We start from the raw sequence: 25,868 nt of genomic DNA, 5'->3' as shown, positions 1-25,868 counted from the left end.
TAACGCAGAGGTGGCTTCGATCCGTCGCTCGGCAAGTGTGATCATTTTATGGCAGCGGCCCTCGGCATGCTGCGGCGAACCAAGCTCTCGGCCAGCGCCCGGCGTTCGTCGTAGGAGAGCGTTGCGGCAAAATCGACCGCGCGCTGTTCGAGCTTTGCTCTCACGGCGACATCGCCATCGCGCGCCCTCGCCAGCGCAGCCGAAAGCGCTTCCTTGTCGAGCGTCGGCTGCCCGAGAATGGAGGCGGCATCGATCTTTGCCTGCTGCGCGTCGAGAATGATCTGCCGCTCGCCCTTGCGCGCCTCGTTGAGCGCGGCGCGCAAAGCCTTCTTCTGGGCGGAAGGCAGTTGCTCGCCGGCAAGCGGCATCATGCCAACCCCGGCCTGGGTCTTGCGTATCCACGTCAGCCCGCCCCCAGCCAGCGCCCCTATCAGGAAGATGTTCAGCACCAGCAGGGAAATAACCACTATTCGAAAGCTGCGATCTGTCATTGGCTGTCCTGCTGCGCTACACCCGCATCCGGCCCGATATCGCCGAACATGGTTGCGGTTCCGTCGGAAACGACCGAGGTATCGGATGTCAAGCTCGGGGCCAGGATGGCGATGGCAATGCTACCGGCGAGCGCGCCGGCTATGCCGACGCCTACGAGGCCGATACCCGCGGAACCGAAACGGAACCAGTTTCTAATCGTCAGACGGCGAACGAGCTTTGCGACAATTCGGCCTTCCAGCCCAGCTCCACCGGGCTTCACAACATAGGTGTCGAGCAAAGCGTCGAGATCGGCGGCGTGCGCAAGCGCTTCGGCAGCTGCAGGGCTCTTGGCAAACTCGCGCGCAGCCGCGCGTTCGGCTTGCGGCCACCGGGCAATATCGCCGCCATAGGCCGCAGTCAGCGCTTCAAACCGCTCGGCATTCATCTGAGCTGCGATACTCTCAACCATCGCCCTGTTCCTTCAACAAAAGTACCTGCAACGAACGCCTTCCGCGCGCTAGCAGGCTTTCCAGTGCGTCGACGCTGACGTCCATGATCTCAGCCGCCTCGGCATTCGACAGCGCCTGATAGTAAACCAGGATGATTGCCTCGCGCTGCCGGGGCGCAATCATCTGTATGGCTCGCTCCACGCGCCTGGACGGGTCGTCCTCGCTCAACAAACCCGCATCCGGCGCCGGCCCCTCATACTCGACATCGGGCGGCTGCTCGGCAAGCACGTCCTTGCGCCGGCGCAGGCGATCGTAGCAAAGGTTGATCGCCACGCGATGCACCCACGTGCTGAAGCGGGCGTTGCGCTGGCGCCAGCCGCCGGCATTGCGCCAAACGCGCAGGAACGTCTCCTGCGCCACATCCTCGGCCTCGGTCGCATCGCCAAGCATTCGGGTCGCTACTGCGATGATGCGCGGCGACTGCCGTGTTATCATCACGCGCATCGCCGGAACGTCGCCCGCGGCGATGCGACCGAGCAAATCCTCATCCGGGTCGCCACTCTTGGGCGCGCGATCCCACTTCATCGACAATCGCCACCGCTCCAGTTTTCCGCGATACCGGCACGAGACGCCGATTTCAGCCTTTCGGCCCGCCAAATCCGCGTGGCCATAAGTTCTGGCAAGGGGCGCCAATCGGATCGCAGCATTTCGGTCAGCGTATCATCCTTCGACATCAAAAACATGGTCACAAGGATTGAACGGTGCGCTTGCCAAATTCCGTCGCTTTTGCGGCGGCAGTTTCAAATTTTCTTTCAAAGCCGGAGGCTGCCCACCGCGCAATAAAGAAGGCCGGCGCACCCGGACACAGAAGCTTCACCTTCTGCTGCCCGGATTGCCGGCACTCCACATGGTCAAATGCAACGCCTCCGCTCGATCAGAGCGTCAGCAGATCGCTCGTGGTCAGATCCTGCTCATTGGTCGAGTAGAAGCTGCCGAAGCTCGGTATCTGCGTTTGCTGCGACTGCGACTGCAATTGCGACTGCTGCGACTTCATGGCCTCTTCGAACTGGCTTTGCGTCAAGGAGCCCGAACCGGAGGTATCGAGGCTCTTGAACAGCGAAGTTGCCTGATCCGCACTGACGTCAGACGGGCGGGCCGCGACGAATTCGGATTCGCTGACGCTGCCGTCACCGTCCGTATCCATCGAGGAGAACGCTGCCGAGAGCTCGTCATCGCTCATCTGGCCGCCGGATGAGACATGATGGCCGTGGCCATGACCGTGATGTCCGGCCTGCATGGCTTTGGCGAGCTGCGCATCGGTGAGAGAGCCGGTATTGTTGGTATCGTAGCTCTGGAACTGCTGCTCCGCCTGCGTTTCGCTGACGCCCTGCGGGCGGGCGGCGACAAACTCTGCTTCGCTGACACTACCATCTCCATTGGTGTCCATGGAGCTGATCAGATTGTTCAGATTGCTATCCTGGCTGCCGGTTGCGGAAGCCTGCTGGGTGCTCGACGTCGAACTGCTGGAATTGCTGTCGGAATCCGATGACGAGCTATCGCTGCCGGTCCCGGCCTGCAAATTAAGAATCATGTTCATCAGCTGCGCGACGAGCTGCTGCGCCGAAGCGAGCTGGGAGGAATCGTCCGAAGAGGATGAGGAACTGGTTCCCGAAGAGCTGTCGGACGAATTGCCGGAGGAGCTGTCGGACAGCAGGGATGAGACAGAATCGTCAGCCGTTGACGCCGTCGAACGCGACATCAGATATTGATAGTAATTGCTCGATGAGATCGAGGAAATGCTCGTCATTGGGGCCTCCAGATACGAGCGTTGAGAGGAACTCGGATGGCTTATACGTACGCGACTTGAACACGGTCGACGCCACGCCCTGCCTCATTGCGGCCAGAGCACGGCTTCGATGATCGATATGGCGGATGGACTTGCCAACGCTGCTGGTCAAACGCGTTTAGCGCCCCAACTTGACCGGTGCGTCGTTTCCAGAGCAAGCGAATCCGGGATCGCCCCGCCAATATATTTTGCCATCATGGCCCTATCGGCATCTGCACATTTTCGATTTTCACTTCCCAACGTGGGGAAATTGCACAAGGAAACTTGCGCGTGGCTTATAGGCGCTTGACGAATACACCCTATTGCGATTTTCTTCCTCGATTTTTAGGGAATATACAAATTCGGCCACTCTGTTCGTTTTCACTGATATATGGGCTTCAGTGATGATCGGCACTGATGGAACGAGAAGAACAAGAAGAGGGGCATAGCTTGAAAAGCAGTTTCGGTGGAGAGGTGAATGAGGCGAACTAAGGAGGAGGCGGCGGAAACCAGGAGCGAGATTTTGCAGTCCGCAAAAGCTCTGTTTCTCGACAGGGGGTACGAGAACGTCAGCCTGGAAGAAATAGCCGCAGCAGCCGGTGTCACGCGGGGGGCGGTACACTGGCATTTCAAGAACAAGCAGGGGCTGATGTTCGCGATTCGCGACGAGGCCCAGCAACCGTTTCAGGAACTGGCGGAGCGGATGTCCAAGGAGCTGCCGCCCAATCCGCTCGATCTGATCGCCGACACGATAGCGGCGATATTCGACGACGTTCACGGCGATCCGCGCAAGCGCAGCATGTTGAAGGTGATGATGCATCTCGACATGGCGTTTTGCGATGGCACAACGAGCCGGGCAAGTTCGTTCCGGCACGACATGCACCAGAATTTCGAACGCATTTTCACCCTGATGGATGAAAAGACGAAGCTGCCGGCACCCTGGACACCGGATACCGCCGCTTCCGCGCTGACGGCCGTCATCGGCGGCCTGATCACGGAATGGACGCTCGACCGGGGCAATTTCGAGCTGGTTCCTTGCGGGCAGATGTTCATAAAGATGGTGCTGAAGACGTGGTTCCCGCTGGCGCAGACGCAGGAACTGGCACTCACGGCGATCTGAGGCAACTTCACAAAGACAGGAAGCAGCCTCGTATTGAGGATTATGAAAAAACAAAGAGATAGAGTATTTCTCTAGCTCGTTCTGGAAGCGAGAAATCTCTAACGCCGTGGAAAAAGCGCATGGCGATTTTCTCGTCGAAACGACGCCCAAGCATTGGATGAGGCTCCAAGAGCCTGCGACGAACCGAAGCGTCGCTAAAAGATCCTGGAAACAAAAAAGGACTCGGAGGGAAAGCCGAGTCCTTTATTTTGATCGGAGGTCAACCGATCGATGAAAGAAGCCCGGCGGATTGGAACGCCAGGCTTCTCATACCCGGCACGAAGCCGGGTAATTCCTTATTAGAAGCTACGCTCGAAGCGCATGATACCAGCCCACTGATCCTGGTTCACAGAATCGAAGTTGGTGTAGGATACTTCCGGACGAAGCGTCAGGTTCTTGACCGGATTCCAGGTGAGGTTCGTGGTCGCTGCGAAGATCTTCGAGTCGGTGTAGGCAAGCTGGATGTTCCACTTCAGCTTGTCGTTGATCGGCACGCTACCGCCGCCCCAGACAGCCCAGTCACCCCAGCCGCACTTCGACGGATCATTAACGGGGCAAGCCGAACGATCGAGGTTGGTACCGGCGTACTTGTTGAGCTTGTCGCCGTCGGTGTTGTAGCCGCCCATCAAGAAGGCCGAGAACACACCGAAGTCAGCGTCTACACGAACTTTAACAGCACCTTCTTCAACGATCGAGTCGTAACCGCCGACGACCTTGACGCCCCATGCGCCAGACTTGAAGCCGAGACCGGCGACAACGTCAGGAGCGTAATGGTTGGTTTTGTCGTCCGTCCACCAGCTCGCACCGTAGGAAGACGAATCCGAACCACTGGAGTTCGAATCTTCGAGCGAGATCACAGCCGTAAAGCCGTTGCCTGCGTCGTAGTTGTAGGTCAACTGGTTCAGTTCGTACGGGCCGTCATAGATCACGTCGTCGTTGATGACATCGCCAGCGTAACCGACATACAGGTTGTACTGCGAGTCGAGCTTACCAACCGTGAATCCGCCGAGGCTGATGTTGGCGAACAGGAGCTTCGTGGAGGTGGAGCCGCCGTCGTTCCAGTCCCAACGCAGAACCATGTTGGTCTTCAGCGGACCGTATTCGGTGTCGGTTGCGGTGTCGACGTTCAGCTCAGCACGGGTGTGCCACAGGGTGCCAACCTTGCTGTTCGGATTGTAGGCATCGTACCATTCGCCTTCAGAACGGACACGGCCGCCGATCTTGAGGCAGGTTTCGGTACCCGGAATGAAGAAGTAACCAGCACCGTATGCGTCGCAAATGCGAACGTATTCCAGCGGCTCGGGCTCAGCAGCAACGATGGCGTCGGCCGCATGAGCGCCGGATACTGCTGCCAGCGCAGCAGCGGAGCCGAGAAGAAGGCTCTTGATGTTCATTATTAAACTCCTGGTTGTAATATGCATTTCAAATTTACCGCGAGCGCAAAACTGGAATACTACCTTAGAGATCGCTTCGGTCTAAACGCGACCGGGTAGCCCGGCAAATACGCACCTAATGTTGGCCTGAGTCCCCTCGAACCTCCACGATTGACCCCGCGGCAAAGGCCTTGAAATGCCTCTACCGATCCGGCCGAATACTCGACCGTAAGACAACTTATGTCCTGTATTTGGTTTACAAACAGCCCGTATGTTTGTCAATTATATGAAACATGCTTGCGCGTTAGTCTTGGCCGATGTTGCCTAAATGCAACTGACGACAGCGGGGCACCGCATGCCTGCGGAGGCGACCGCCAGAAGACTTCAATTCACGCAAATACCGGCAAATCGGTACCCACACCTGCCTCCAAGGCGGCGCGACATCCGCAATCACCGGCAACAGGACGACCTGGCCCGAATGTAACGACGCTGTCCAGGCCGGCATGATGAAGCGCTCGAGAGGCTATCCGGCAGCAACGCTCAGAAACAAAATTCAATAAATCGGTACACACAGAAATATTGAATCTCCCTAGATTCCCGCGAGTCGCGCCATCTAAGAGGAAAAATCGCGAATGAGTGAGAACCGGTCGATCTTCATCGCGACCCCCTGCTTCGGCGGCCTTGTCACCAAGGACTACATGCAGTCCATTTTCTCGTTAATGCAGACCGGCGCGCAGGTCGGCATACAACTGACGCTTGCTCTGCTCGGCAACGACGCTCTGATTACCCGCAGCCGCAACACGCTCGTCTCCTCCTTTCTGAACGATACGGCGGCGACTCACATGCTCTTCATCGACGCCGACATCAGCTTCGAGCCGGATCAGGTCATACGGCTGCTCGCGGCGGACAAGGATGTGGTCGCCGCCATGTATCCGATCAAGGACTATGATTGGGACACGGCTGCCCGCGTCAATTCGCGAGACGGCGAAACGCTTTCAGCTGCCGCGCTTCACTATGTCGGCACCCCGCTTGTCGGTCAGGTCGCGGAACGTGAGGGCGATTTCGTCAGCGCCGTCTATGCAGGCACAGGCATGCTTCTGATCAAGCGCAACGTCATCGAAAGAATGATCGCCGCCTATCCGGAGCTGCGCTACAGCGCAATCCACGCCTATCCCAGCACGAAGCGCTCGCCAAGCACCCAATACGCCCTGTTCGAATGCATGGTCGAGGAGGGAACGGGTATCTATCTCAGCGAGGATTTCGCCTTTTGCCACCGCTGGCGGGCACTCGGCGGCAAGATCTGGCTCGACACCGCCAGCAAGCTTTCCCATACCGGTCCTCATCGTTTCGTCGGCAACACCGCCCCGCGTTACTGAGGCGGCTAAATACAAAATATCCGCTCCGGCGCGATGGAGACTGCACCTTCCGGGATGAGGCGATCGCCACTCCCGCAATAAGCGGTCATCACGACGGGGTTGACAGAGGACGAGGCTAGGGCATAGCCTTTTCACATTCACCAGGGGGGTCCCGGCAAGGGGCTGAGATACTGCTGAACAATACGGCTTTGCCGATTGTGGGCGCAGTGACCCGTTGAACCTGATCCAGTTCATACTGGCGTAGGGACGGTGCAAGCGCTCGATGGCTTTGGATTCCCGCGTGGGTTCCGTGCCGGCGTCTTTCCATCATTCCGGCTGATGACTGGGTCTCCAACCGCAACTTGGAGCCTCAAACCATGAACATTGCCGCAAAGAACCTCACCCCGACCGTTACCACCGGCCCGCTGCCGGCCTCGCGGAAGATCTATATTCCCGGAGAAATCCACGCCGACATCCGGGTGCCGATGCGCGAAATCAGCGTGCATCCGACATCGGGCGAACCGCCGGTCGTCGTGTATGATTCCTCCGGTCCCTACACGATCGAAGGAGCCGATATCCGCATCGAACAGGGCCTGTCGCAGTTGCGCCGCGACTGGGTGCTCGCCCGCGGCGATGTCGAGGCCTATGAAGGCCGCGATGTGCGCCCCGAGGACAACGGCTTCGTCAGCGGCGATCGGCTGACGCCGGAATTTCCCGCCAAGCGCCAGCCGCTGCGGGCCAAGGACGGCAAGGCTGTTACCCAGCTCGCCTATGCGCGCGCCGGCATCATCACGCCGGAAATGGAGTTCATCGCCATCCGCGAAAACCTTGGCCGCAAGGCGAAAGCCGAAGCGCTTCTTCGCGACGGCGAGAGCTTCGGCGCCCATATTCCCGATCACGTCACCCCGGAATTCGTCCGTCAGGAGGTTGCCGCCGGTCGCGCCATCATTCCGGCCAACATCAACCACTCCGAAAGCGAGCCGATGATCATCGGCCGGAATTTCCTGGTGAAGATCAACGCCAATATCGGCAATTCCGCCGTCACCTCCTCGATGGCGGAAGAAGTCGAGAAGATGGTCTGGGCGGCACGCTGGGGTGCCGACACCGTCATGGATCTCTCGACCGGCCGCAACATCCATAACATCCGCGAATGGATCATCCGCAATTCACCGCTGCCGATCGGCACCGTGCCGCTCTATCAGGCGCTGGAAAAGGTCGGCGGCATTGCGGAAGAACTGACCTGGGAAATCTATCGCGACACGCTGATCGAGCAGGCAGAACAGGGCGTCGACTATTTCACCATCCATGCCGGCGTGCGGCTGCATTACATCCCTCTAACAGTCAATCGCGTCACCGGCATCGTCTCGCGCGGCGGCTCGATCATGGCCAAGTGGTGTCTTCATCACCATCGCGAGAGCTTCCTTTACGAGCATTTCGAGGAAATCTGCGACATCTGCCGCGCCTATGACGTTTCCTTCTCGCTCGGCGATGGCCTGCGTCCCGGCTCGATTGCCGACGCCAACGACGCCGCGCAATTTGCCGAACTCGAAACGCTCGGCGAACTGACGAAGATCGCTTGGGCGAAAGATTGCCAGGTGATGATCGAAGGTCCCGGCCATGTGCCGATGCACAAGATCAAGGAAAATATGGACAAGCAGCTCGCCGTCTGCGGTGAGGCGCCCTTCTACACGCTCGGACCGCTGACGACCGATATCGCGCCGGGCTACGACCACATCACCTCGGGTATCGGCGCTGCGATGATCGGCTGGTTCGGCACGGCGATGCTCTGCTATGTCACCCCGAAGGAGCATCTCGGCCTGCCCGACCGCAACGACGTCAAGACCGGCGTCATCACCTACAAGATCGCAGCGCACGCCGCAGATCTTGCCAAGGGTCATCCAGCCGCCCAGGTGCGCGACGATGCCCTGTCGCGCGCGCGCTTCGAGTTCCGCTGGGAAGACCAGTTCAACCTCTCGCTCGACCCCGACACCGCCCGCAGCTTCCACGACGAAACCCTGCCGAAGGAAGCGCATAAGGTGGCGCATTTCTGCTCGATGTGCGGCCCGAAATTCTGCTCCATGCGGATTTCGCACGACATCCGCGCCGAGGCACAGAAGGAAGGACTGGAAGCCATGGCGGCGAAGTATCGTGAGGGCGGCGACCTCTATATGCCGATCGATACCGCCACGCATCCGGCCGAGTGACATGCGGGTCCTCGTCAAAGGGGCCGGCGTTGCCGGCCTCACGGTCGCACACGAACTGGTCCGCCGCAGGGCAGAAGTCACGGTCTCGGATCGGAACCTGGATTTCCGTCATGCAGCCTCCTGGCTTGCCGGCGGCATGCTGGCGCCATGGTGCGAACGGGAAAGTGCGGAGGCGGCAGTGCTGGAGCGCGGCCGCGATTCCGCCGATCGGTGGGACGCGATCCTGCCCGGCAAGGTCGTCCGCAACGGAACGCTTGTCGTCGCGGCAAGCCGCGACCAGAACGAGCTGAAGCGATTCGCCGGCCGCACAGCAGGCTATCGCTGGCTGGACGAACAGGACATCGCCATCCTTGAGCCTTTGCTTGCCGGCCGTTACCGGCATGGCCTGTTCTTCCCGCAGGAGGCGCATCTCGATCCTCGGGAGGTCATGCAATCCTTGAAAGACGGCCTTTTGGCCAAGGGCGTCACCTTTGTCGGCCAGGTCGCGGAGGACGACGGGTTCTCCGAGATTGTCGACTGCACCGGGGCTGCCCGCATCGGCGAAAGCCCGGCGTTGCGGGGCGTGCGAGGCGAAATGCTCTATCTGCAGACGCATGAGGTCACGCTTTCACGTCCCGTCCGGCTGCTGCATCCGCGCGTTCCGATCTACATCGTACCGCGCGACAAGGGCCTGTTCATGGTCGGCGCGACAATGATCGAAACCGACTTCAAGGGGCCAATCGCCGCCCGCTCGTTGATGGAACTGCTGAACGCGGCCTATACCGTGCATCCAGCCTTTGCCGATGCCACGGTGGTCGAAACCGGCGCCGGTATCCGCCCTGCCTTTCCAGACAACCTTCCGCGCGTAACGCGAGAGGGCAAGACCACATCTATCAACGGCCTCTTTCGCCACGGCTTCCTCTTAGCCCCCGCAATGGCGGCCGAGGCCGCCGATCTCATTTTTTCCGGACAGGATAGCGATAGGAGCCGCCAATGCGCCTGATCATCAATGGCGAAACGCAGATCGTCGCCGCCACCACGCTTTCTCAGCTTCTCACCGCGCTCGAATACGAGGGCGAGTGGCTGGCGACCGCCGTCAACGGCGAGCTCATTCATCGCGAAGAGCGCGACGACCATGCCTTGGCCGACAATGACAGAATAGAAATTCTCACTCCGATGCAGGGAGGCTGACCCGTGCTGGAACTCTACGGAACCGAAATCCCCTCGCGCCTGCTTCTCGGCACGGCGCGCTACCCCTCCCCGGCCATGCTGGCGGAATCAGTCAAACGTTCGCAAACCGGGATCGTGACCGTGTCGCTGCGCCGGGAAACGGCGGGCGGACGCAATGGCGGCGCATTCTTCGAGATGATTCGCGAGCTTGGCGTCCGCGTCCTTCCCAATACCGCCGGCTGCCACGGCGTATCCGAGGCGGTGCTAACAGCGAAAATGGCGCGCGAGGTCTTCCGCACCAATTGGATCAAGCTCGAAGTGATCGGCAATCACGATACGCTGCAGCCTGATGTCTTCGCCTTGGTGGAAGCGGCGAGAATCCTGAGCGACGAAGGTTTCGAGGTCTTTCCCTATACGACGGACGATCTGATCGTTGCCGAGCGCTTGCTGGACGCCGGATGCCAGGTGTTGATGCCTTGGTGCGCGCCGATCGGAACGGCGGCCGGGCCGCTCAATCTCTCCGCGCTGCGTTCGATGCGGGCCCATTTTCCCGACGTACCGCTGATTGTGGATGCCGGTATCGGCAGGCCCTCCCATGCGGCCATCGTCATGGAACTCGGCTTCGATGCCGTCCTCCTCAACACGGCTGTTGCCGGCGCCGGCGATCCAGCCGCGATGGCGGAGGCCTTCGCCAAGGCGATCGATGCCGGCAGGCAGGCTTTCGGCGCGGGCATGCTGGAGCCGCGCGATATGGCCGTGCCCTCGACGCCCGTCATCGGAAAGGCGGTTTTCTCGTGACGCTCGATCCATTCTACCTGATCGTCGATAGCGCCGCCTGGATCAGGCGGCTCGTGCCGCTCGGCGTCAAGCTGGTTCAGTTGCGCGTCAAGGAGCGCCCCCTCGACGAGACTCGCGCGGAAATACGCGAATCGAAGGCAATTTGTGACGCTCATGGCTGCCAGTTGATCGTCAACGACTATTGGCAGCTGGCGATCGAGGAAGGCTGCGACTTCATCCATCTCGGCCAGGAGGATCTGGCATCCGCCGATCTCTCGGCCATCCGCGTCGCCGGACTGAAGCTAGGTCTCTCCACTCACGACGAGAGGGAACTGGCGACGGCGCTTGCCGCGGAACCCGATTATATCGCGCTCGGGCCGGTTTACCCGACCATCCTCAAGGCCATGGCCTGGGCGCCCCAGGGTCTGGAACGCGTCGGCCAATGGAAGGCCCGCATCGGCGATCTGCCGCTCGTTGCAATCGGCGGGCTCACTGTCGAGCGCCTTGCCGGCATATTCGCTAGTGGCGCCGATATTGCCGCCGTCGTGACCGATATCACACGCAATCGCGACCCCGAATCGCGGACGCGGCAATGGATCGCAGCCACGCGACAATTGCCTCGAAATTGACACGATCGGGATACCAAACGCCATGCGAAGGCATGATTTTCAGGGTCTGCCGCCCGATGAACGGCGCATTCATAAAATATTCAGCTGAACATAATCATGCTTAAGACGTTGATTAAATGACTCGCGTATTCGCTGAGCATAAAGGCTGCTTTGGAGGTAGTCATGATAAAGAAGACAGTTCTTACGGTTCTGCTGGCCTCTGCGGTCGTAGGCGGCGCATTGGCGCCCGTCAGCTCCGCACAGGCACAGTATTACGACGGCCGCCCGCCCTATCGCGGCGATTGGCGTGGCCATGACGATTGGCGTCGCCATCACCACGGCAATGGCGGCGCAATCGCTGGCGGTGTTGCCGCTGGTCTCATCGGCGGCCTGATCGTCGGCGGCGCCCTTGCCAACAGAGGCCCGGTCTACGAAGCGCCTCCCCCGCCGCCGAGGTGCTGGTTCGAGAACCGAGAGGTTCAGAACCAGTATGACGATGGCTGGCACTACGAGCGCATTCGCGTCTGCAATTAAACAAGAGACCGAGCAAGCGCACAGGCGCATGCCGGACGAATGGACGACTTTGAGATTGCCGGCGGCTGAACACCGCCGGCAAACTTTTTGAAGCCCGAAAAATGGTCTAACTACAGGCCATGCGTCCTCGGATAAGCGTTGCGCTGCGGGAATGTTCTGCCGGCAAGACTTTCGGGCACGGGTCGCCAGATTTCCACCTGCAGCGGATAGCACGGCACCGTATCGCTCGAATGCTCGCTGCCGCAATCACCTCCCGGGCAGGCGGAGAGAGCCCCAAGTAGATCGATTTCCGCGAAAAACTCGATGAAATCGCCCGGCCGCACCGGGCTTGCCTTCATGAAATATTGGTGCGTATCGCGCGTGAAGCCCGTACACATGAAGACGTTCAGCACATCGTGAACATGAAACTCCGCCTCCTGGACTGGAATATTCATCTCCTTGGCAAGCGCGCGCGACAGGTTCGAATGGCAGCAATGGTGATAGTCGTCACCCTTCAATAGGCGATTGGTATAGGGATCGCAACGCGTGCCGATGACATCGTGAACGCCTCCTCCGTCTGCGTCCCAGCCGTACCAGCCGAGCGTGTCATGGGTGATCGTCGCCATGGGCCGCAGGTAAGGCAAGCTGCTCCATAGCCGATCGCCGACGCCGACATGGGTGGCATGCAGAGCCCGGGTCTTGCCGCTGAAGAAGCGTTCGGAGAGATCCTCCGCATTCCACAGATTGAGATCGCCGACCTGCGATCCCTCGACGCTGACGATGCGGAAGAAATGCCCTTTCGGCACTCGGAAACTGCCGCCTTCGCGCGGCGGCACGATGATTTCGGCAATCTTGGTCATGGTCTGCCTTGCCGTCTGGAGTACATCCATGTCTGCTGCCGGCAGCGTGCCATTCGGATAGACGACGACAGGCGGCTTGCCGCGCCGTTCCTCGGCATCTGCGGGAACGGCCATGTCGAAAATACTGCTCATGATGGCGTGTCATTCCTTATCGAGTTGGAGCCGAAACGTTCGTTTTGAGAGCACTTTAGGGATACAGGGCCGCGGCGCAACGGCGATTTGCCTTGCCCATTGGCTAAGTCCTACTTAGCCTCACAGGATGCAACATGTTCCTCTTGCCTCCCTTCGCGCCTTCGAGGCCGCCATCCGTCACGAGAGTTTCACCAAGGCGGCAGCGGAACTCAACCTTACCGCTGCCGGCGTAAGCCAGCATGTGCGCAGCCTGGAGGAATGGCTTGGGGTCAAACTGTTTACGCGTCATGTCCGTGGCGTGACGGCGACGGCGGCGGGCCGCGAATTCGGCGCAGCTGTAGCAGATGGCCTCGGGCATATCGATATCGCCGCCAGGCAATTGCGGTTTGCAGGCACCAACCGGCCCGTCAGCGTCGCCTGCATCGCTTCCGTCGCCACCCGCTGGCTGATACCGCGCCTAGAGGCATTCAGAAGGGAATACCCGGAGATTCAGATCAATATCGTCTACGCGCTCGATATGAAGACGCCGGAGGCGGCGGGCGTCGATCTGCTGATCCGCCATGGGCCGGGACCTGCCGCAAACGCTATCCCGCTCTTGACGGCCGAAACGCGGCCGACCTGCTCGGCGGAATATAAAAACCGCCATGGACCGATCGACAAACCCGCCGACCTTCTCGATCTGGATCTTCTGCACGACGAAACAACAGCCGCCTGGATACGCTGGTTCGCGCTTGACAATATCCTCCGGCCTTTGAAGCCCGGCCCTGTCTTTGCCGATTTCAACCTGATGATCGCGTCGATTATCGGCGGCCAGGGCATTGGCCTCTGCCCGACGGCCCTGATTTCGGACGAATTGGCCAACGGTACATTGGTCACCCTGTTCCACACGCCGTCGGATACGGACAAATCCTACTGGCTGCTCCCCGCCGGTCGCCTCTCCAACGAGGCGGAGATTTTTCGCGATTGGCTGGTTTCCGTCAGCAAGCAGAGTACGAGCAGGTGACACCCGCTGCCGCGGCGCGCCATTGTCAAAGGCTCTCTGCCGTAACCGTCAAAAAGCGGACAGGCTCCGGATCGATATCGGTATCGATCAGCCCCAACCGCTTCAGCGTCAAGTCGATGGCGCGGCGGGCCTGAACCTCCGGCGCCTGATCGAGGACGATCGTCATCAAACCCTCCTTGAGATAGCCGCGCGTCGCATCGGACAGTTCATGCCCGACCCAGAAGACAGGCCGCTTGCGATGCCGGCGTAGAACAGTCGCGATCGCGGCATTGTCGCCGCCGGCGCTGTAAAGGCCGGCAATATCAGGATATCGGGCGAATGCGCTTGCCAGCAGTTCCATCGTCTTCATCTCATCGTCCTCGTCGAGCATGACTTCCACGAAACGATGCGATGGGTCTGCGTGATCAAGCAGATAGTCGGAAAAGCCGCGGATGCGTGCCTTGTGGTTCTCATAGGCGCCGCTGTGACAGAGCGCGACGAAGCTGCCGGAGATATTGGCTTGCATGCGCGCCATATAGAAGGCGGCGGTGCGGCCGGCGGCCTCATTGTCGATGCCGACGTAAGGCAGTTCGCGCGCCGGCCGGGTCATGATCTGGACGACTGGTATGCCGGCGCCGGCGGCCTTGCGGACGCTGCCGACCACATCGGGATGATCGGGAGCAACGACGATCAAGGCGGAGCGCCGTGCCTGTGGATTTGCGATATGGCGCGAGAAATCGGCGGGGTCATCTTCCCGTGCGAAAGTCCGCTGAATCTGGATATCCTTGTCGAGCAGGACCGCAATGCGCTCGAAGGCGCGATTGAGCCTTGAATAAAAGTAGGTCTCGGGCCGCAGCAATACGACTTCGATCCGCACCAGGCCATGGCGGGCGCCGGCAAGCGGCGCGCGATAGCCAAGCCGCTTTGCCGCGATGAAGATCTTCTCCGCCGTCTCCGGCAAGACGTTGCCGCGCCCGTTCAGTGCGCGCTCGACCGTTGCAGCCCCCACACCTGCCGCCGCGGCCACATCCTTCAACGTAATCTTGACCAAGTTCCCCCTCGCCCTCCAAGCCGATGATCAGATTTGATCACAGATTCGAAGCCTGCAAAAGGGGGCAAACTTCAGCCGAAACGGGCAACGAGAAAATCGATGACACTACGCAACATCGCGGTCGGACGCCGGTCCGGCGCATAGACCAGATGCATCGGCGTCGGCTTGTAAGACCATTGCGGCAGCACGGGCTCCAGCCGGCCGGCATCAAGATCGGCCGCCAGAAGCAGTTGGGGCTGCAACACGATGCCGGCTCCCTGCAAAGCGGCAACGCGCAAAGCCCCGCCCTGGTTGGCGGTAAACCTGCCCTTGATCACGATTTCGCGGGTTTCACCCTCCGGGCCGACAAGATGCCACCGTCCTTGCAGACGCCAGTAGGAATGGCCCAGACACATGTGATTGGCGAGATCTTCGGGGCTTTGCGGCCTGCCGCACCTGTCGAGATAATCGGGCGAGGCCGCCAGAATGCGCCGATAGGGTTTCAACGGCCGCGCCACGAGATTGGTGTCCGTCAGCTCACCGATATGAATGCCGAGTTCATAACCTTCGCCGATCAGATCATGCGGATTGTTGTCGAGCGCCAGATCGACGCTCACGTCGAGATTCTGATGCAAATAGTCGACTAGCGCCGGCACGAGACTTTGCGTTCCGAAGCTGACGGGGGCCACGAGCCGCAAACGCCCGCGTGGCGCCGATTGCAGTTCGGATGCCGATTGCTCGGCGAGATCGACCTCGGCCAGTACCGTCTTGCAACGCTCGTAGTAGAGCTTGCCGACTTCGGTCAGCTGGTGACGCCGCGTGGTGCGATGAAGCAGGCGTGCGCCAAGCCGCTGTTCAATCATCCTTATATGCTTGGCGACCATGGCCGCTGACACCTGACTGATATCGGCTGCGGCGGCGAAACTTCCATGCTCGACCACCCTGACGAACATTGCCATTCCCGCCAACTTGTCCATGATTGCATACCTATAGGTTCGGAATGAAGCAAATAGGAGCGTATTTATCGCCGGCTAGTTTTACAAGATAGTCCATGGCGCCTAACGTCAGGCGACATTTTATCAAGGAGTTATCATGCCCATCCTGCGCTTGGAAATGCATCCCGGCCGCACACAAGACCAGAAGCGCGCCTTCGTTCGCGAAGCGACGAAAGCCGCCGCCGAAACGCTCGCCTGCCCGCCGGAATCGGTGGAAATCATCATTACCGAGATTTCGAAGGAGTCCTGGGCGACGGCGGGCAAACTGAAATCGGATAGCTGAAACGATCCGATTTCGTGATCACGGCCTGGCGGTTGTAACTCGACCGTCAGGCGCGATCGATCGCCAGGCTCTGACGCCCCCAGGCCTCGGCCCAATCCATCAGACGGGCCAGCTCCTGCTTGAGGGCATGTGAGCGAATGATATCGGCAGCGTGATCGACATTGGTGCGCGGATTGTAAAACACGCCGATCTCTTCGCCGCTTTCCCGTCTTGCCGCCTCAAGGCGAGCCTTCACATCCTCTACTTCGGCCTTCACCGCAAAGTACCGCTTCATGACCTCGATGAGGTCGCGGTCGCTTGCATTCATTTCCATGCATACTCCACATTACCCATTTTAGCGCTCTGCAAAGATCCGATTCGCATGGCGAAATCTAGGTCGTTGCTTAGCCGGCAAGAAGAGTTTGCGGACCTCGGTTCGGGAGAAGAGCGTGGGATCGTTAAGCGAATTCAGGACCAGCTTTCCTTCACCGACTGCATGACCACATTGGTCGAAGTGCTTGCGACGAAAGGCAAACTGGAAATCTTCTCACCCAAAACGATGCGGTAGCGCCTTATATCGGAGGTGCGGACCTTCAGGAGATAATCGAAGCGGCCGGCGATCATGTGGCACTCTTCGATTTCCTTGATCTTTTTGATGGCATTGTTGAAGCTGAGCAGAGCCTCTTCGCGCGTATCCGTCAACTTGACTTCCGCAAAGGCGACGTGATCAAGGCCGAGCTTGATCGGATTGAGGATGGCCTTGAAGCCGTCGATATAGCCGGAATCGATCAGTTTCTTGAGACGCGCCTGGCATGGGGTCTTGGAAAGGCCGACCCGCTCGGAAAGCTCGGTGATCGACATGCGGCCGTCTTCGACCAATGCGTCGAGGATCTTTTGGTCGAACTGGTCAATTTCACTGGATTTGGTCATTCTCGCAGGCATTCCTATTTGAAAATGGCATTATTGAAGTTCAATATGACTGGAAAGCCGCAGTTTCAAGGCGGAATGCTTTCGTGGAATGAAGTATGTTCCCGTCGAAGCAACGGGAGGGCTGCGTGAGGCGATATCGCTGACGCCCACATGAGCCATCGGGACCCTTGCACCTTGAGGTTATCATGACTGTCTCTGCCAAGCTCGCCACTGAAGAACCAGCCCCGGACGCTGCCCCATTTTCGCATTTCGCGCCGCCCATCCGGGAACAGAGCGCGCTCCGTCAGGCAATCACCGCCGCCTACAGACGTCCGGAAACGGAGTGCCTGCCCTTCCTCGTTGACGCGGCAACCCTTCCTGAAAGCACGCGCGAAAGTGCGAAGAAGACGGCCCAGAAGCTGATCGAGGCGCTACGCGCCAAACACAAGGGCGATGGCGTCGAAGGCCTGGTGCAGGAATATTCCCTTTCGAGCCAGGAAGGTGTTGCGCTGATGTGCCTCGCCGAGGCGCTGCTGCGCATTCCCGACACGGCAACCCGTGATGCCCTGATCCGGGACAAGATCGCCGGCGGCGACTGGAAGTCGCATATCGGCGGCGGCCGCTCGATGTTCGTCAATGCCGCCACCTGGGGATTGGTCGTCACCGGCAAGCTGACCTCGACCGTCAACGAAAGCGGACTCTCCGCCTCGCTGACGAAGCTGATCGCGCGTGCCGGCGAGCCGGTCATCCGGCGTGGTGTCGACATGGCCATGCGCATGATGGGCGAGCAGTTCGTCACCGGCGAGACCATCGATGAAGCGTTGAAGCGCGCGCGCGCGCTCGAAGCAAAGGGTTTCCGCTACTCCTACGACATGCTTGGCGAAGCCGCGACGACCCATGCCGATGCCGAGCGCTACTATCGCGACTACGAAAACGCGATCCATGCGATTGGCAAGGCATCCGCCGGCCGCGGCATCTATGAAGGCCCCGGCATCTCCATCAAGCTCTCAGCGCTGCATCCCCGCTATTCGCGCTCGCAGGCCGACAGGGTCATGGGCGAGCTTCTGCCGAAGGTGAAGGCGCTGGCGCTGCTCTCCAAGGGCTACAATATCGGCCTCAACATCGACGCCGAGGAGGCCGACCGGCTCGAACTCTCGCTCGATCTCCTGGAAGAACTGTGCCTCGATCCGGATCTTTCCGGCTGGGACGGCATCGGCTTCGTCGTGCAAGCTTATGGCAAGCGTTGCCCCTTCGTCCTCGACTTCATCATCGATCTTGCCCGTCGCTCCGGCCACCGCCTGATGGTTCGTCTCGTCAAGGGCGCCTATTGGGACGCAGAGATCAAGCGCGCGCAGCTGGACGGCCTGGACGGCTTCCCCGTCTATACCCGCAAGATCTATACCGACGTATCCTATGTCGCCTGTGCCAAGAAACTGCTTGCCGCGACCGATGTGGTCTTCCCACAGTTTGCCACTCATAATGCCCAGAGCCTGGCCACCATCTACCAGATGGCCGGCAGCGACTTTTCGGTTGGCAAGTATGAATTCCAATGCCTGCATGGCATGGGCGAGCCGCTCTATGAAGAGGTCGTCGGCGCACAGAATCTCAACCGACCCTGTCGCATCTATGCGCCCGTCGGCACGCATGAGACGCTGCTTGCCTATCTCGTCCGGCGCTTGCTTGAGAATGGCGCCAACTCCTCCTTCGTCAACAAGATCGCCGATCCCTCAGTGCCGGTCTCCGAGCTGATTGCCGATCCCGTCGAGCGCGTGCGCGCGATGACCGTTGTCGGCGCGCAGCACGATAAGATCGTTCTCCCGGTGGACCTCTTCGGTGCCGCGCGGCAGAACTCCGGCGGCATCGACCTGTCGAATGAAACCGCGCTTACCGAGCTGTCCAGGCAGCTGCAGACCTCTGCAGCCAGCGATTGGGTCGCAAAGCCACTTCTGGCCGATGGCTCCGAGCGCGGCGTGGCCCGCGCCGTTCTCAACCCCGCCGACCATGCCGATATCGTCGGCCACGTCACCGAGCTCGAACCGCAGGATGCGCCCGATGTCATGCGGCTCGCAGCAACGGCTGCTGAGCACTGGGCAGCCGTGCGCCCCGACGAGCGTGCCGCGATCCTTGAGCGCGCTGCTGACCTCATGCAGAGCGAGATGCCGGTTCTCGTCGGCCTGACCATCCGCGAAGCCGGCAAATCCGCGGCAAACGCCGTCGGCGAAATCCGGGAAGCGATCGACTTCCTTCGCTATTACGCCGCTCAGGCCCGCAAGGTGCTGACGCCGGAGAGCATGCCACTCGGCCCTGTCGTCTGCATCAGCCCATGGAATTTCCCGCTGGCGATTTTCACCGGCCAGGTCGCGGCCGCGCTCGTCGCCGGCAATCCCGTCGTCGCCAAGGCCGCCGGCAATACGCCGCTGATTGCCGCGCAAGGTGTCCGCATTCTGCATGAAGCCGGCATTCCCCGTGACGTGCTGCAATTCGCACCCGGCAGCGGCAGAATGGGTGCCGCCCTCGTCGGCGCCCCCGAAACCGCCGGTGTCATGTTCACCGGCTCGACCGAGGTTGCCCGCCTGATTCAGGCGCAGCTTGCCGAACGCCTCTCCAAATTCGGCAAGCCGATCCCGCTGATCGCCGAAACCGGCGGCCAGAACGGTATGATCGTCGATTCCTCGGCGCTCGCCGAGCAGGTCGTCGGCGACGTCATCGCCTCGGCCTTCGACAGCGCTGGCCAGCGTTGCTCGGCATTGCGCGTGCTCTGCCTGCAGGAGGAAGTCGCGGATCGTACCCTGACCATGCTGCGCGGCGCGCTTCGCGAACTCTCTGTCGGCAAGACCGATCGCCTTGCCGTCGATATCGGCCCGGTTATCGACGACAATGCCAAGCGTGGCATCGATGACCATATCGAGCGCATGCGCCAGCTCGGCTGCAATGTCGAACAGCTCGATCTTCCCTCGACCGCTGCCAAGGGCACTTTCGTTGCTCCCACAATCATCGAACTGAAGAAATTGAGCGATCTCAAGCGGGAGGTGTTCGGTCCCGTCCTGCATATCATGCGCTATCAGCGCAAGGGGCTCGACAAGCTGATTGCCGATATCAATGCCTCCGGCTACGGCCTGACTTTCGGGCTGCATACCCGCCTTGACGATACGATCGCCCATGTCACCGAGCGCGTGCGCGCCGGCAATCTCTATGTCAACCGCAACATCATCGGCGCGGTCGTCGGCGTCCAGCCCTTCGGCGGCCGCGGCCTTTCCGGCACCGGCCCGAAGGCCGGCGGCCCGATGTATCTGCGTCGCCTGGTCGCCTCCTCTACCGAACCGTTGCGCGATGCCTCGGTGCAAAGCGATCCGGCCGCGCAACAGTTCGTCGCCTGGCTCGAAAGCAAGGGGAACGCAGATGCAGCCAACCAGGCACGCGCCGTGGCCGCCCAGTCTTCGCTCGGCTTCAATACCGAGCTTCAAGGCCCGGTCGGCGAGCTGAACCTCTATGCGCTGCACCCGCGCGGCAGAGTCCTGCTCGCTCCGCAGACGGCACTTGGCCTCCATGTTCAGATCGCCGCCGGGCTTGCCACAGGCAATTCGATCGTCATCGATGCCGCATCGGGCCTGCAGGAAGAGCTTTGCAACCTGCCCGCCCAGGTCGCAAACCGCATCTCCTGGTCGAAGGATTGGGCTGCGGATGGACCTTTCGCCGGCGCTCTCATCGAGGGTGATGCCGAGCGGGTTCAGCAGGCGATCAAGGTGATTTCGGCAATTCCGGGTCCGTTGGTTCTGACGCAGGCAGCCTCGAGCGAAGAAATCGCTCAAAACGCCGGCGCCTATTGCCTGAACTGGCTGCTCGAAGAGGTGACGACGTCGATCAACACAGCGGCGGCCGGCGGCAATGCCAGCCTGATGACGATCGGCTAACACCGGCCGCAAGCTGAAATTTCCGCGACGGCCGGGCCGACAAAAGTCCCGACCGCCGCTTTTTTGCTGGCCGGAAGGCGCGGGCCATCCCCGACCTTCAAGGCCTTAGCCTCCTTCGCCAAGCTCAGGGCGCCTGGCACGCTGCGGACGATGCAGCGCGCTGCCGCATGAAGCCAATTCCTAAGGCATTTCCGCTGCGATCATGTCCAACACGGCAGTCGAAGGCTGTTTGGGATACTATCCGAGAGATATCGCTCAGGAGATCTACCGTGCTTGACGCTTATCGCGCAAAAGAGCGTAGCGGTTTTTGCCAGAGCAATATGACCGCCAGACATCATCATGGGCACTGAAGGTATACGGATAGGCGCTGCCCGCATCGATCGAAGTTGTCTTCGAGCGGCGGCATGGGATTACGGCAACGCAAGGGGGAACAGTCTTCGACAAAGGCGGTAATGTTCCTCAGCAGCGTCGATTTTGGCGTAGAAATGTCGCGACGATAGAAGTCGTGCTGCTTAGCGGTGTAAGTTTTCCAGCCGCCTGGAACAGCATTGTTCCAGTCTTCGGTTGGCCGAGATGGATCTAATTCTCCCCAAATAACCATTGTAGGTATGTTTGGAGGAGATGTTTCAAAGCGCGGCCTTGTTGACGATACACATATCAGGGCATGGAGATTCAATCCCGCTTTGACGGCCCGCCACAGGGCAGTTCCGCCTGCGCTAAAGACGATGCCAATGCGCTGATGTCCATCAATTTCGCGAAGCGTCTGAACGGCATGCAAGATATCGTCTTTGTTGAACAAGACGATCGTGAAGTGCACGCCTAACTGATCAGGGGAAACAGGACGTGGGCGCGCGGTTCTCGCAAATATCTCGCGAACGAGACGCCAACACGCGTCCTGATCTCTAGGCCCAGCCGACATGCTCTCGCTGTACCAGTTTGAGAAACAGACCAAACCAAAATTGATACTTAGGGTCACTGCGGTCGCCCCACGCCTCAAGCGCGCAATAGGCAACCGAAGTCGTTCCATCTTTACCATGCCGGTCGATGGCCATCTCGATCGCCTCGGCTTCGCTCAGGGCGTACCAATCCTCAATCACGACGTTGTCCATGCTCATGATATGCTTCCTCACATTCAATCGATCGCTTGCGCGCTTGCGGGTTAATTTCCCCTTCCGACCGTCCCTTCTTTGTAACAAGCCGGAAGCCTGCAGACATGGCTGTCGATGGCCTGGATCAGTTGAACGTCGATTTGCCAACCCGCTGCCCGCCGAACGGATGAGTTTTTGATGAAGAATCTCGCTGCACGACCAGCCCTCAATGGCATCCTCGCATTCAGAAGTTCTCAAAATCTGACGCCCGCGTATCGTTGTTGACCGTCGGGTTGGTGACCCAGCTATTCGCCGCCACTGTGACGGGGCTAACTCCTCGACCAGAGGAACAAAGTGGATCTGAAGGCATAATTCCATGCCCTATTCGTCCCACTGCCTTACACTCGGAACGTATCGCAATTAATTAGGGACTATCAGTCCGTCGATTGTCAAGCCGTTAATATGCATTTGTTGCAAGATGAACGTGCGGCAGACCATCGGCTGGAATCTAAGACGACTTCGGGTCGCCAAAGGACTGTCGCAGGAGCGGCTGGCGTTCGAGGCCGGAATTGACCGCTCTTACGTTGGACGCGTTGAAAGAGGCACAGAAAACGTCACTGTAGGGACCCTTGAAGCCCTCGCAAAAGTCTTGTCTGTGAATGTTTCTGAGCTGTTCGCGGAAATTAACCCCGAGAACAAGAAGCCTCCGGGTCTTCGCTCAGGCCGCAAGCAAAAGGCGCCCTAACCTCGACCTTGGGATGCGACTATCGGAACAATTCCGAGCTGCAAACCGCGTGACTCGCAATGATTTGCCGATGATCTTAGTTAACTCTTCTTTGTGACGTCGATCTGTATTGAGAATTTGGTCCACACCGATCAGGTCGCCGATTGTTGACATCTCGTGGAGGATTCCAACCGAGCCGTCCTCAATGCCATCGGCAAAGCCGGTAGATCGCCCATTAGGTCGCCACCGAGCGGGCCGAGACGAACGTTCCCCTGCCGAATTTGCAGATTACGCCAACGGCTCACGCTTGCCGCGCTCACGCCGAAACGCTCCGCAGCCTCCCTATGCGACGCTCCGCCATCGACGGCGGCAAGCACACGCATGCGAAGATCAACAGAAAGGGCTTTCGACATATCTGCCGACCTCCAGCGGCAGATAGCTTGAATCAGAATCCAAGTGATTTGAAAAGCAATTCGATTCAATCAGTCAGGGAAACGCTCTAAACGACTTGCACTTCTACGATTTCGCACGTGAGCATGTCTCTCGCCTCCTCCGTTTGAAACTGCAACTTTATAAACCATCGTTGCGGCGGCAATATCGGTGAGCGCTATCCCCAATGCATTAAACAGCGTGGTATCCGCGCCGCTTCTCGCCGCCTCGGTCTCCTCGGCGCAGAAAATTTTGAGAAAAGCTTTTCTCTTGTTGACTCCCGCGTTGAGAAAAGCTTTTCTCAGGAAAATTCGATTGGGAGAAGACATCTGGAAAATCAGCGTGCGAAAAGCGGACGCGCAACGATTCACGACGTTGCGGCAGCTGCGGGTGTGAGCATTTCGACGGCATCCAAAGCCTTGAACAATACCGGTCGCATGGGCGACGAGACCCGGGAAAGGGTCAAGCGCGCAGCTGCCGAGATCGGCTTCCGTCCGAATGCGCTCGCCAAGGGATTGCTCAGCAACCGCACGTTTACGATCGGTCTTTTGACCAACGATACATATGGCCGCTTCACGCTGCCGGTCATGGCCGGCATCACGGAGGCGCTCGTCGATCATGGTGTCTCGGTTTTCCTCTGCACGATCGAGGATGATCCAGCGCTTGGAAAGGTTCATGTGGACGCGCTGCTGGACAAGCATGTGGATGGCATCATCGCCTCGGGCAAGCGGATCGACCGCCGCCTGCCGGTGGATCTGTCTGACCTGCCAGTCCCTGTCGTCTATGCCTTTACCGAGGGTGCGCCTGACAGTGTCACCTTCTGCGCCGACGACTATCAGGGCGCGGTCCTTGCCGTCGAGTGGCTCAAGGGCCTCGGCCGGAGCCGGATCGCGCATGTAACCGGCCCCGACAGCTTCGTCTCGGTGCGCGAGCGTGCCAAGGCCTATCGCGGCCTCGTCGGCGATCAGCTGCCGGTCCTTTACGGCAATTGGTCCGAGGCCTGGGGCCATGAGGCCGTGGCGCGGCTCTGGGATGCCGTTGGGGAAAAGCCGGACGCGATCTTCTGCGGCAACGATCAGATCGCGCGGGCGGTGGTCGATGCGCTGCGCGAGCGTGGTGTGCGGGTGCCGGAAGATGTCTCGGTTGTCGGCTTCGACAATTGGGAGATCGTCGCTGCGCAGACAAGACCGCCGCTGACGACGGTCGATATGAATCTCAAGGCGCTCGGTCGTGAGGCAGGGCTGACGGTTTTGGCGCTGGCGGAGGGGCGCAGCGTCGAACCGGGGATCAGGACATTGCCCTGCGAGCTTGTCGTGCGGCAGTCATGCGGGGGGGACCCCGGAGTTTAATCAAGAAAGGGCAATGGGAGTTGCCCAAGGGAGGAGAACATGATGAAGCGATTTCTGGCCGCAACCGGCCTTATATCCTTAATGCTTGCATCCGCCGCATCCGCCGAAAACATCTCCATGTGGGTGCGAAGCGGCATCGGAGATTCCTTCAAGAAGGTCGTCGAGGCCTATAATGCCGGCCATGACGACAAGGTCACGCTGACGGAAGTGCCCTTTGCCGAACTCGTCCAGAAGTATGCAACGGCGATTGCCGGCGGCCAGGCGCCCGATGCGCTGTCGATGGACCTCATCTATACGCCGGCCTTCGCCGCCGCCGGCCAGCTTGCGGACCTCACGGATTGGGCCAAAAGCCTGCCCTATTTCAATTCGCTCTCGCCGTCGCATGTGAAGCTCGGCACCTATGACGGCCATATCTATGGCCTGCCGCTATCCGTCGAGACCTCGGTCTTCGCCTGGAACAAGGATCTCTACAAGAAGGCCGGCCTCGATCCGGAGAAGGCTCCGACGACCTGGGAAGAGATCGAGCAGAATGCCGAAAAGATCCGCGCGCTCGGAGGCGATACCTATGGTTTCTACTTCTCCGGCGGCGGCTGTGGCGGCTGCATGATCTTCACCTTCACCCCGCTCGTCTGGGGCGCAGGCGCCGACATTCTCTCGGCGGACGGCAAGACGGCGACCCTCGACACGCCGCAGATGCGCAAGGCGGTCGGCTTCTATCGCGACATGGTCAAGAAGGATCTGGTGCCGGCGGGTGCCGCAAGCGACACCGGCGCCAATTTCCTCAGCATCAGCAACGGCAAGATCGGACAGCAGAGCATCGGCGCCTTCTCGATCGGCACGCTGATCACCCAATATCCCGATATCCACTTCGGGGTGACGCTGATCCCCGGCGTCGACGGCAAGCCGTCTTCCTTTGCCGGTGGCGACAATTTCGTGATCTCGAAGGGCACGAAGAAGCTCGATGCCGTGAAGAAGTTCCTCGAATATACCTATTCGCTCGAGGGACAGAAGATCATGGCAAAATACGGCAGCCTGCCGACGCGCGGCGATATCGCGCAACAGGTGCTTGAAGGCCTCGACCCGCGCATGCAGGTCGGGCTGAAGGCAATCGCGATTGCCAAGACGCCCTACACGCTGCAGTTCAACGACCTGATCAACAGCGCCAACGGCCCATGGGCGGGCTTTACCAACGCGGCCATCTTCGGAACCGATGTCGATGGCGCCTTCTCCAACGCCCAGTCGGAAATGCAGTCGATCATCGACAACGCGCAACAGCAGTAGATCTGTGAACGCCGGGGAGCTGCAAGGCTTCCC

General features: G+C 59.9%; 27 protein-coding genes, 1 pseudogene and 1 riboswitch. Of the genes and pseudogenes, 16 read left to right on the top strand and 12 right to left on the bottom strand.

The annotated features are described in order from the left end of the window. Positions 1-41 precede the first annotated feature (41 nt). The 4 genes from BJ928_RS23855 to BJ928_RS23840 form a co-directional block, all read right to left on the bottom strand. Positions 42-491, bottom strand: a complete 450-nt coding sequence (locus tag BJ928_RS23855) for a periplasmic heavy metal sensor (protein ID WP_047632667.1) — start codon at positions 489-491, stop codon at positions 42-44. Beyond that, entirely contained in the window at positions 488-940 is a 453-nt protein-coding gene (locus BJ928_RS23850; protein ID WP_047632663.1) for a hypothetical protein, read from the bottom strand. The genes BJ928_RS23855 and BJ928_RS23850 overlap by 4 nt, the downstream gene beginning before the upstream one ends. Then, a complete protein-coding gene (locus BJ928_RS23845; protein ID WP_047632662.1) occupies positions 933-1,505 on the bottom strand; it encodes an RNA polymerase sigma factor in 573 nt (190 codons plus the stop codon). The genes BJ928_RS23850 and BJ928_RS23845 overlap by 8 nt, the downstream gene beginning before the upstream one ends. 349 nt (positions 1,506-1,854) lie before the next feature. Continuing rightward, entirely contained in the window at positions 1,855-2,727 is an 873-nt protein-coding gene (locus BJ928_RS23840) for an EF-hand domain-containing protein (protein ID WP_047632660.1), read from the bottom strand. A 496-nt stretch (positions 2,728-3,223) separates the two neighbouring features. On the opposite strand from BJ928_RS23840, the gene BJ928_RS23835 reads away from it, so the two are divergent. After that, on the top strand, positions 3,224-3,865 hold the full coding sequence (locus BJ928_RS23835; RefSeq protein ID WP_047632658.1) for a TetR family transcriptional regulator: 642 nt from the start codon (positions 3,224-3,226) through the stop codon (positions 3,863-3,865). Positions 3,866-4,203: 338 nt separating this feature from the next. Here the strand turns inward: BJ928_RS23835 and BJ928_RS23830 are convergent, their stop codons facing one another. After that, positions 4,204-5,298, bottom strand: coding sequence for a porin (locus BJ928_RS23830; protein WP_047632657.1), 1,095 nt, complete (start codon positions 5,296-5,298; stop codon positions 4,204-4,206). A 611-nt stretch (positions 5,299-5,909) separates the two neighbouring features. Here BJ928_RS23830 and BJ928_RS23825 point away from each other — a divergent pair. From BJ928_RS23825 to BJ928_RS23795, 7 genes are all read left to right on the top strand, one after another. Further along, positions 5,910-6,653, top strand: a complete 744-nt coding sequence (locus tag BJ928_RS23825; protein ID WP_047632655.1) for a hypothetical protein — start codon at positions 5,910-5,912, stop codon at positions 6,651-6,653. Positions 6,654-6,785: 132 nt separating this feature from the next. After that, positions 6,786-6,918, top strand: a riboswitch (TPP riboswitch). Between the two features lie 91 nt (positions 6,919-7,009). Continuing rightward, positions 7,010-8,836, top strand: a complete 1,827-nt coding sequence (gene thiC / locus BJ928_RS23820) for a phosphomethylpyrimidine synthase ThiC (protein ID WP_047632652.1) — start codon at positions 7,010-7,012, stop codon at positions 8,834-8,836. Position 8,837: 1 nt separating this feature from the next. Then, positions 8,838-9,818 (top strand): glycine oxidase ThiO, encoded by a 981-nt coding sequence (gene thiO, locus BJ928_RS23815; RefSeq protein ID WP_047632651.1) that lies wholly within the window; start codon positions 8,838-8,840, stop codon positions 9,816-9,818. Next, positions 9,809-10,006 (top strand): sulfur carrier protein ThiS, encoded by a 198-nt coding sequence (gene thiS / locus BJ928_RS23810; RefSeq protein ID WP_047632649.1) that lies wholly within the window; start codon positions 9,809-9,811, stop codon positions 10,004-10,006. Before thiO ends, thiS begins: the two co-directional genes overlap by 10 nt. Before the next feature lie 3 nt (positions 10,007-10,009). Then, positions 10,010-10,783, top strand: coding sequence for a thiazole synthase (locus BJ928_RS23805; protein ID WP_047632647.1), 774 nt, complete (start codon positions 10,010-10,012; stop codon positions 10,781-10,783). Next, complete coding sequence (locus BJ928_RS23800) at positions 10,780-11,391, top strand: thiamine phosphate synthase (protein WP_047632646.1); 612 nt, start codon at positions 10,780-10,782, stop codon at positions 11,389-11,391. Before BJ928_RS23805 ends, BJ928_RS23800 begins: the two co-directional genes overlap by 4 nt. Before the next feature lie 162 nt (positions 11,392-11,553). Further along, positions 11,554-11,904 (top strand): hypothetical protein, encoded by a 351-nt coding sequence (locus BJ928_RS23795; RefSeq protein WP_082011893.1) that lies wholly within the window; start codon positions 11,554-11,556, stop codon positions 11,902-11,904. Between the two features lie 110 nt (positions 11,905-12,014). On the opposite strand, the gene BJ928_RS23790 is transcribed toward BJ928_RS23795, so the two are convergent. Continuing rightward, on the bottom strand, positions 12,015-12,875 hold the full coding sequence (locus tag BJ928_RS23790) for a DUF1989 domain-containing protein (RefSeq protein WP_047632644.1): 861 nt from the start codon (positions 12,873-12,875) through the stop codon (positions 12,015-12,017). 127 nt (positions 12,876-13,002) lie between these two features. Between BJ928_RS23790 and BJ928_RS23785 the strand changes: the two genes are divergently transcribed. Continuing rightward, the gene (locus BJ928_RS23785; RefSeq protein ID WP_047632643.1) at positions 13,003-13,878 is read left to right on the top strand and encodes a LysR substrate-binding domain-containing protein; all 876 of its coding nucleotides are present in this window, start codon (positions 13,003-13,005) and stop codon (positions 13,876-13,878) included. A gap of 25 nt (positions 13,879-13,903) precedes the next feature. Here the strand turns inward: BJ928_RS23785 and BJ928_RS23780 are convergent, their stop codons facing one another. After that, positions 13,904-14,908, bottom strand: coding sequence for a LacI family DNA-binding transcriptional regulator (locus tag BJ928_RS23780; protein ID WP_047632642.1), 1,005 nt, complete (start codon positions 14,906-14,908; stop codon positions 13,904-13,906). Between the two features lie 71 nt (positions 14,909-14,979). Then, a complete protein-coding gene (locus BJ928_RS23775) occupies positions 14,980-15,864 on the bottom strand; it encodes a LysR family transcriptional regulator (RefSeq protein ID WP_047632641.1) in 885 nt (294 codons plus the stop codon). 115 nt (positions 15,865-15,979) lie between these two features. Between BJ928_RS23775 and BJ928_RS23770 the strand changes: the two genes are divergently transcribed. Further along, a complete protein-coding gene (locus BJ928_RS23770; RefSeq protein ID WP_047632639.1) occupies positions 15,980-16,165 on the top strand; it encodes a 4-oxalocrotonate tautomerase in 186 nt (61 codons plus the stop codon). A gap of 46 nt (positions 16,166-16,211) precedes the next feature. Here BJ928_RS23770 and BJ928_RS23765 read toward each other — a convergent pair whose 3' ends face one another. Next, a complete protein-coding gene (locus BJ928_RS23765) occupies positions 16,212-16,478 on the bottom strand; it encodes a hypothetical protein (protein ID WP_047632637.1) in 267 nt (88 codons plus the stop codon). A 134-nt stretch (positions 16,479-16,612) separates the two neighbouring features. After that, positions 16,613-17,074, bottom strand: coding sequence for an Lrp/AsnC ligand binding domain-containing protein (locus BJ928_RS23760; protein ID WP_047632635.1), 462 nt, complete (start codon positions 17,072-17,074; stop codon positions 16,613-16,615). Positions 17,075-17,259: 185 nt separating this feature from the next. Here BJ928_RS23760 and putA point away from each other — a divergent pair, with 185 nt between their 5' ends. Together putA and BJ928_RS38890 are read left to right on the top strand one after the other, a co-directional pair. Then, entirely contained in the window at positions 17,260-20,964 is a 3,705-nt protein-coding gene (gene putA / locus BJ928_RS23755) for a trifunctional transcriptional regulator/proline dehydrogenase/L-glutamate gamma-semialdehyde dehydrogenase (RefSeq protein ID WP_047632633.1), read from the top strand. Between the two features lie 664 nt (positions 20,965-21,628). Beyond that, a complete protein-coding gene (locus BJ928_RS38890; protein ID WP_156151447.1) occupies positions 21,629-21,787 on the top strand; it encodes a hypothetical protein in 159 nt (52 codons plus the stop codon). Between the two features lie 79 nt (positions 21,788-21,866). On the opposite strand, the gene BJ928_RS23750 is transcribed toward BJ928_RS38890, so the two are convergent. Beyond that, on the bottom strand, positions 21,867-22,079 hold the full coding sequence (locus tag BJ928_RS23750) for a hypothetical protein (RefSeq protein ID WP_052227753.1): 213 nt from the start codon (positions 22,077-22,079) through the stop codon (positions 21,867-21,869). Positions 22,080-22,530: 451 nt separating this feature from the next. Here BJ928_RS23750 and BJ928_RS23745 point away from each other — a divergent pair, with 451 nt between their 5' ends. Continuing rightward, positions 22,531-22,797, top strand: coding sequence for a helix-turn-helix transcriptional regulator (locus tag BJ928_RS23745; RefSeq protein WP_047632631.1), 267 nt, complete (start codon positions 22,531-22,533; stop codon positions 22,795-22,797). A gap of 218 nt (positions 22,798-23,015) precedes the next feature. Here the strand turns inward: BJ928_RS23745 and BJ928_RS23740 are convergent. After that, positions 23,016-23,189 (bottom strand): annotated as a pseudogene (locus BJ928_RS23740) (helix-turn-helix domain-containing protein); the annotation flags it as partial. Between the two features lie 187 nt (positions 23,190-23,376). On the opposite strand from BJ928_RS23740, the gene BJ928_RS23735 reads away from it, so the two are divergent. Genes BJ928_RS23735 through BJ928_RS23725 form a run of 3 tightly spaced genes read left to right on the top strand, consistent with a single transcriptional unit; the run spans position 23,377 to position 25,835 of the window. Then, positions 23,377-23,601, top strand: coding sequence for a hypothetical protein (locus BJ928_RS23735; protein ID WP_047632627.1), 225 nt, complete (start codon positions 23,377-23,379; stop codon positions 23,599-23,601). After that, on the top strand, positions 23,598-24,554 hold the full coding sequence (locus BJ928_RS23730; protein WP_245432513.1) for a LacI family DNA-binding transcriptional regulator: 957 nt from the start codon (positions 23,598-23,600) through the stop codon (positions 24,552-24,554). Before BJ928_RS23735 ends, BJ928_RS23730 begins: the two co-directional genes overlap by 4 nt. Positions 24,555-24,593: 39 nt before the next feature. Further along, the gene (locus BJ928_RS23725) at positions 24,594-25,835 is read left to right on the top strand and encodes a sugar ABC transporter substrate-binding protein (RefSeq protein ID WP_047632623.1); all 1,242 of its coding nucleotides are present in this window, start codon (positions 24,594-24,596) and stop codon (positions 25,833-25,835) included. Positions 25,836-25,868: the final 33 nt, after the last annotated feature.

It is taken from the genome of Rhizobium sp. WW_1 (assembly GCF_003610155.1).
GTDB classification, from domain to species: Bacteria; Pseudomonadota; Alphaproteobacteria; order Rhizobiales; family Rhizobiaceae; genus Rhizobium; species Rhizobium tropici_A.
This window is presented reverse-complemented; position numbering and strand designations above follow the sequence as displayed.

Excerpts from the sequence above, each read along its gene's own strand:
- BJ928_RS23855 (WP_047632667.1), bottom strand. The coding sequence starts at position 491 with ATGACAGATCGCAGCTTTCGAATAGTGGTTATTTCCCTGCTGGTGCTG.
- BJ928_RS23850 (WP_047632663.1), bottom strand. The coding sequence starts at position 940 with ATGGTTGAGAGTATCGCAGCTCAGATGAATGCCGAGCGGTTTGAAGCG.
- BJ928_RS23845 (WP_047632662.1), bottom strand. The coding sequence starts at position 1,505 with ATGAAGTGGGATCGCGCGCCCAAGAGTGGCGACCCGGATGAGGATTTG.
- BJ928_RS23840 (WP_047632660.1), bottom strand. The coding sequence starts at position 2,727 with ATGACGAGCATTTCCTCGATCTCATCGAGCAATTACTATCAATATCTG.
- BJ928_RS23835 (WP_047632658.1), top strand. The coding sequence starts at position 3,224 with ATGAGGCGAACTAAGGAGGAGGCGGCGGAAACCAGGAGCGAGATTTTG.
- BJ928_RS23830 (WP_047632657.1), bottom strand. The coding sequence starts at position 5,298 with ATGAACATCAAGAGCCTTCTTCTCGGCTCCGCTGCTGCGCTGGCAGCA.
- BJ928_RS23825 (WP_047632655.1), top strand. The coding sequence starts at position 5,910 with ATGAGTGAGAACCGGTCGATCTTCATCGCGACCCCCTGCTTCGGCGGC.
- thiC (WP_047632652.1), top strand. The coding sequence starts at position 7,010 with ATGAACATTGCCGCAAAGAACCTCACCCCGACCGTTACCACCGGCCCG.
- thiO (WP_047632651.1), top strand. The coding sequence starts at position 8,838 with ATGCGGGTCCTCGTCAAAGGGGCCGGCGTTGCCGGCCTCACGGTCGCA.
- thiS (WP_047632649.1), top strand. The coding sequence starts at position 9,809 with ATGCGCCTGATCATCAATGGCGAAACGCAGATCGTCGCCGCCACCACG.
- BJ928_RS23795 (WP_082011893.1), top strand. The coding sequence starts at position 11,554 with ATGATAAAGAAGACAGTTCTTACGGTTCTGCTGGCCTCTGCGGTCGTA.
- BJ928_RS23790 (WP_047632644.1), bottom strand. The coding sequence starts at position 12,875 with ATGAGCAGTATTTTCGACATGGCCGTTCCCGCAGATGCCGAGGAACGG.
- BJ928_RS23785 (WP_047632643.1), top strand. The coding sequence starts at position 13,003 with ATGCAACATGTTCCTCTTGCCTCCCTTCGCGCCTTCGAGGCCGCCATC.
- BJ928_RS23775 (WP_047632641.1), bottom strand. The coding sequence starts at position 15,864 with ATGGACAAGTTGGCGGGAATGGCAATGTTCGTCAGGGTGGTCGAGCAT.
- BJ928_RS23770 (WP_047632639.1), top strand. The coding sequence starts at position 15,980 with ATGCCCATCCTGCGCTTGGAAATGCATCCCGGCCGCACACAAGACCAG.
- BJ928_RS23765 (WP_047632637.1), bottom strand. The coding sequence starts at position 16,478 with ATGGAAATGAATGCAAGCGACCGCGACCTCATCGAGGTCATGAAGCGG.
- BJ928_RS23760 (WP_047632635.1), bottom strand. The coding sequence starts at position 17,074 with ATGACCAAATCCAGTGAAATTGACCAGTTCGACCAAAAGATCCTCGAC.
- putA (WP_047632633.1), top strand. The coding sequence starts at position 17,260 with ATGACTGTCTCTGCCAAGCTCGCCACTGAAGAACCAGCCCCGGACGCT.
- BJ928_RS38890 (WP_156151447.1), top strand. The coding sequence starts at position 21,629 with ATGGAGATTCAATCCCGCTTTGACGGCCCGCCACAGGGCAGTTCCGCC.
- BJ928_RS23750 (WP_052227753.1), bottom strand. The coding sequence starts at position 22,079 with ATGAGCATGGACAACGTCGTGATTGAGGATTGGTACGCCCTGAGCGAA.
- BJ928_RS23745 (WP_047632631.1), top strand. The coding sequence starts at position 22,531 with ATGAACGTGCGGCAGACCATCGGCTGGAATCTAAGACGACTTCGGGTC.
- BJ928_RS23725 (WP_047632623.1), top strand. The coding sequence starts at position 24,594 with ATGATGAAGCGATTTCTGGCCGCAACCGGCCTTATATCCTTAATGCTT.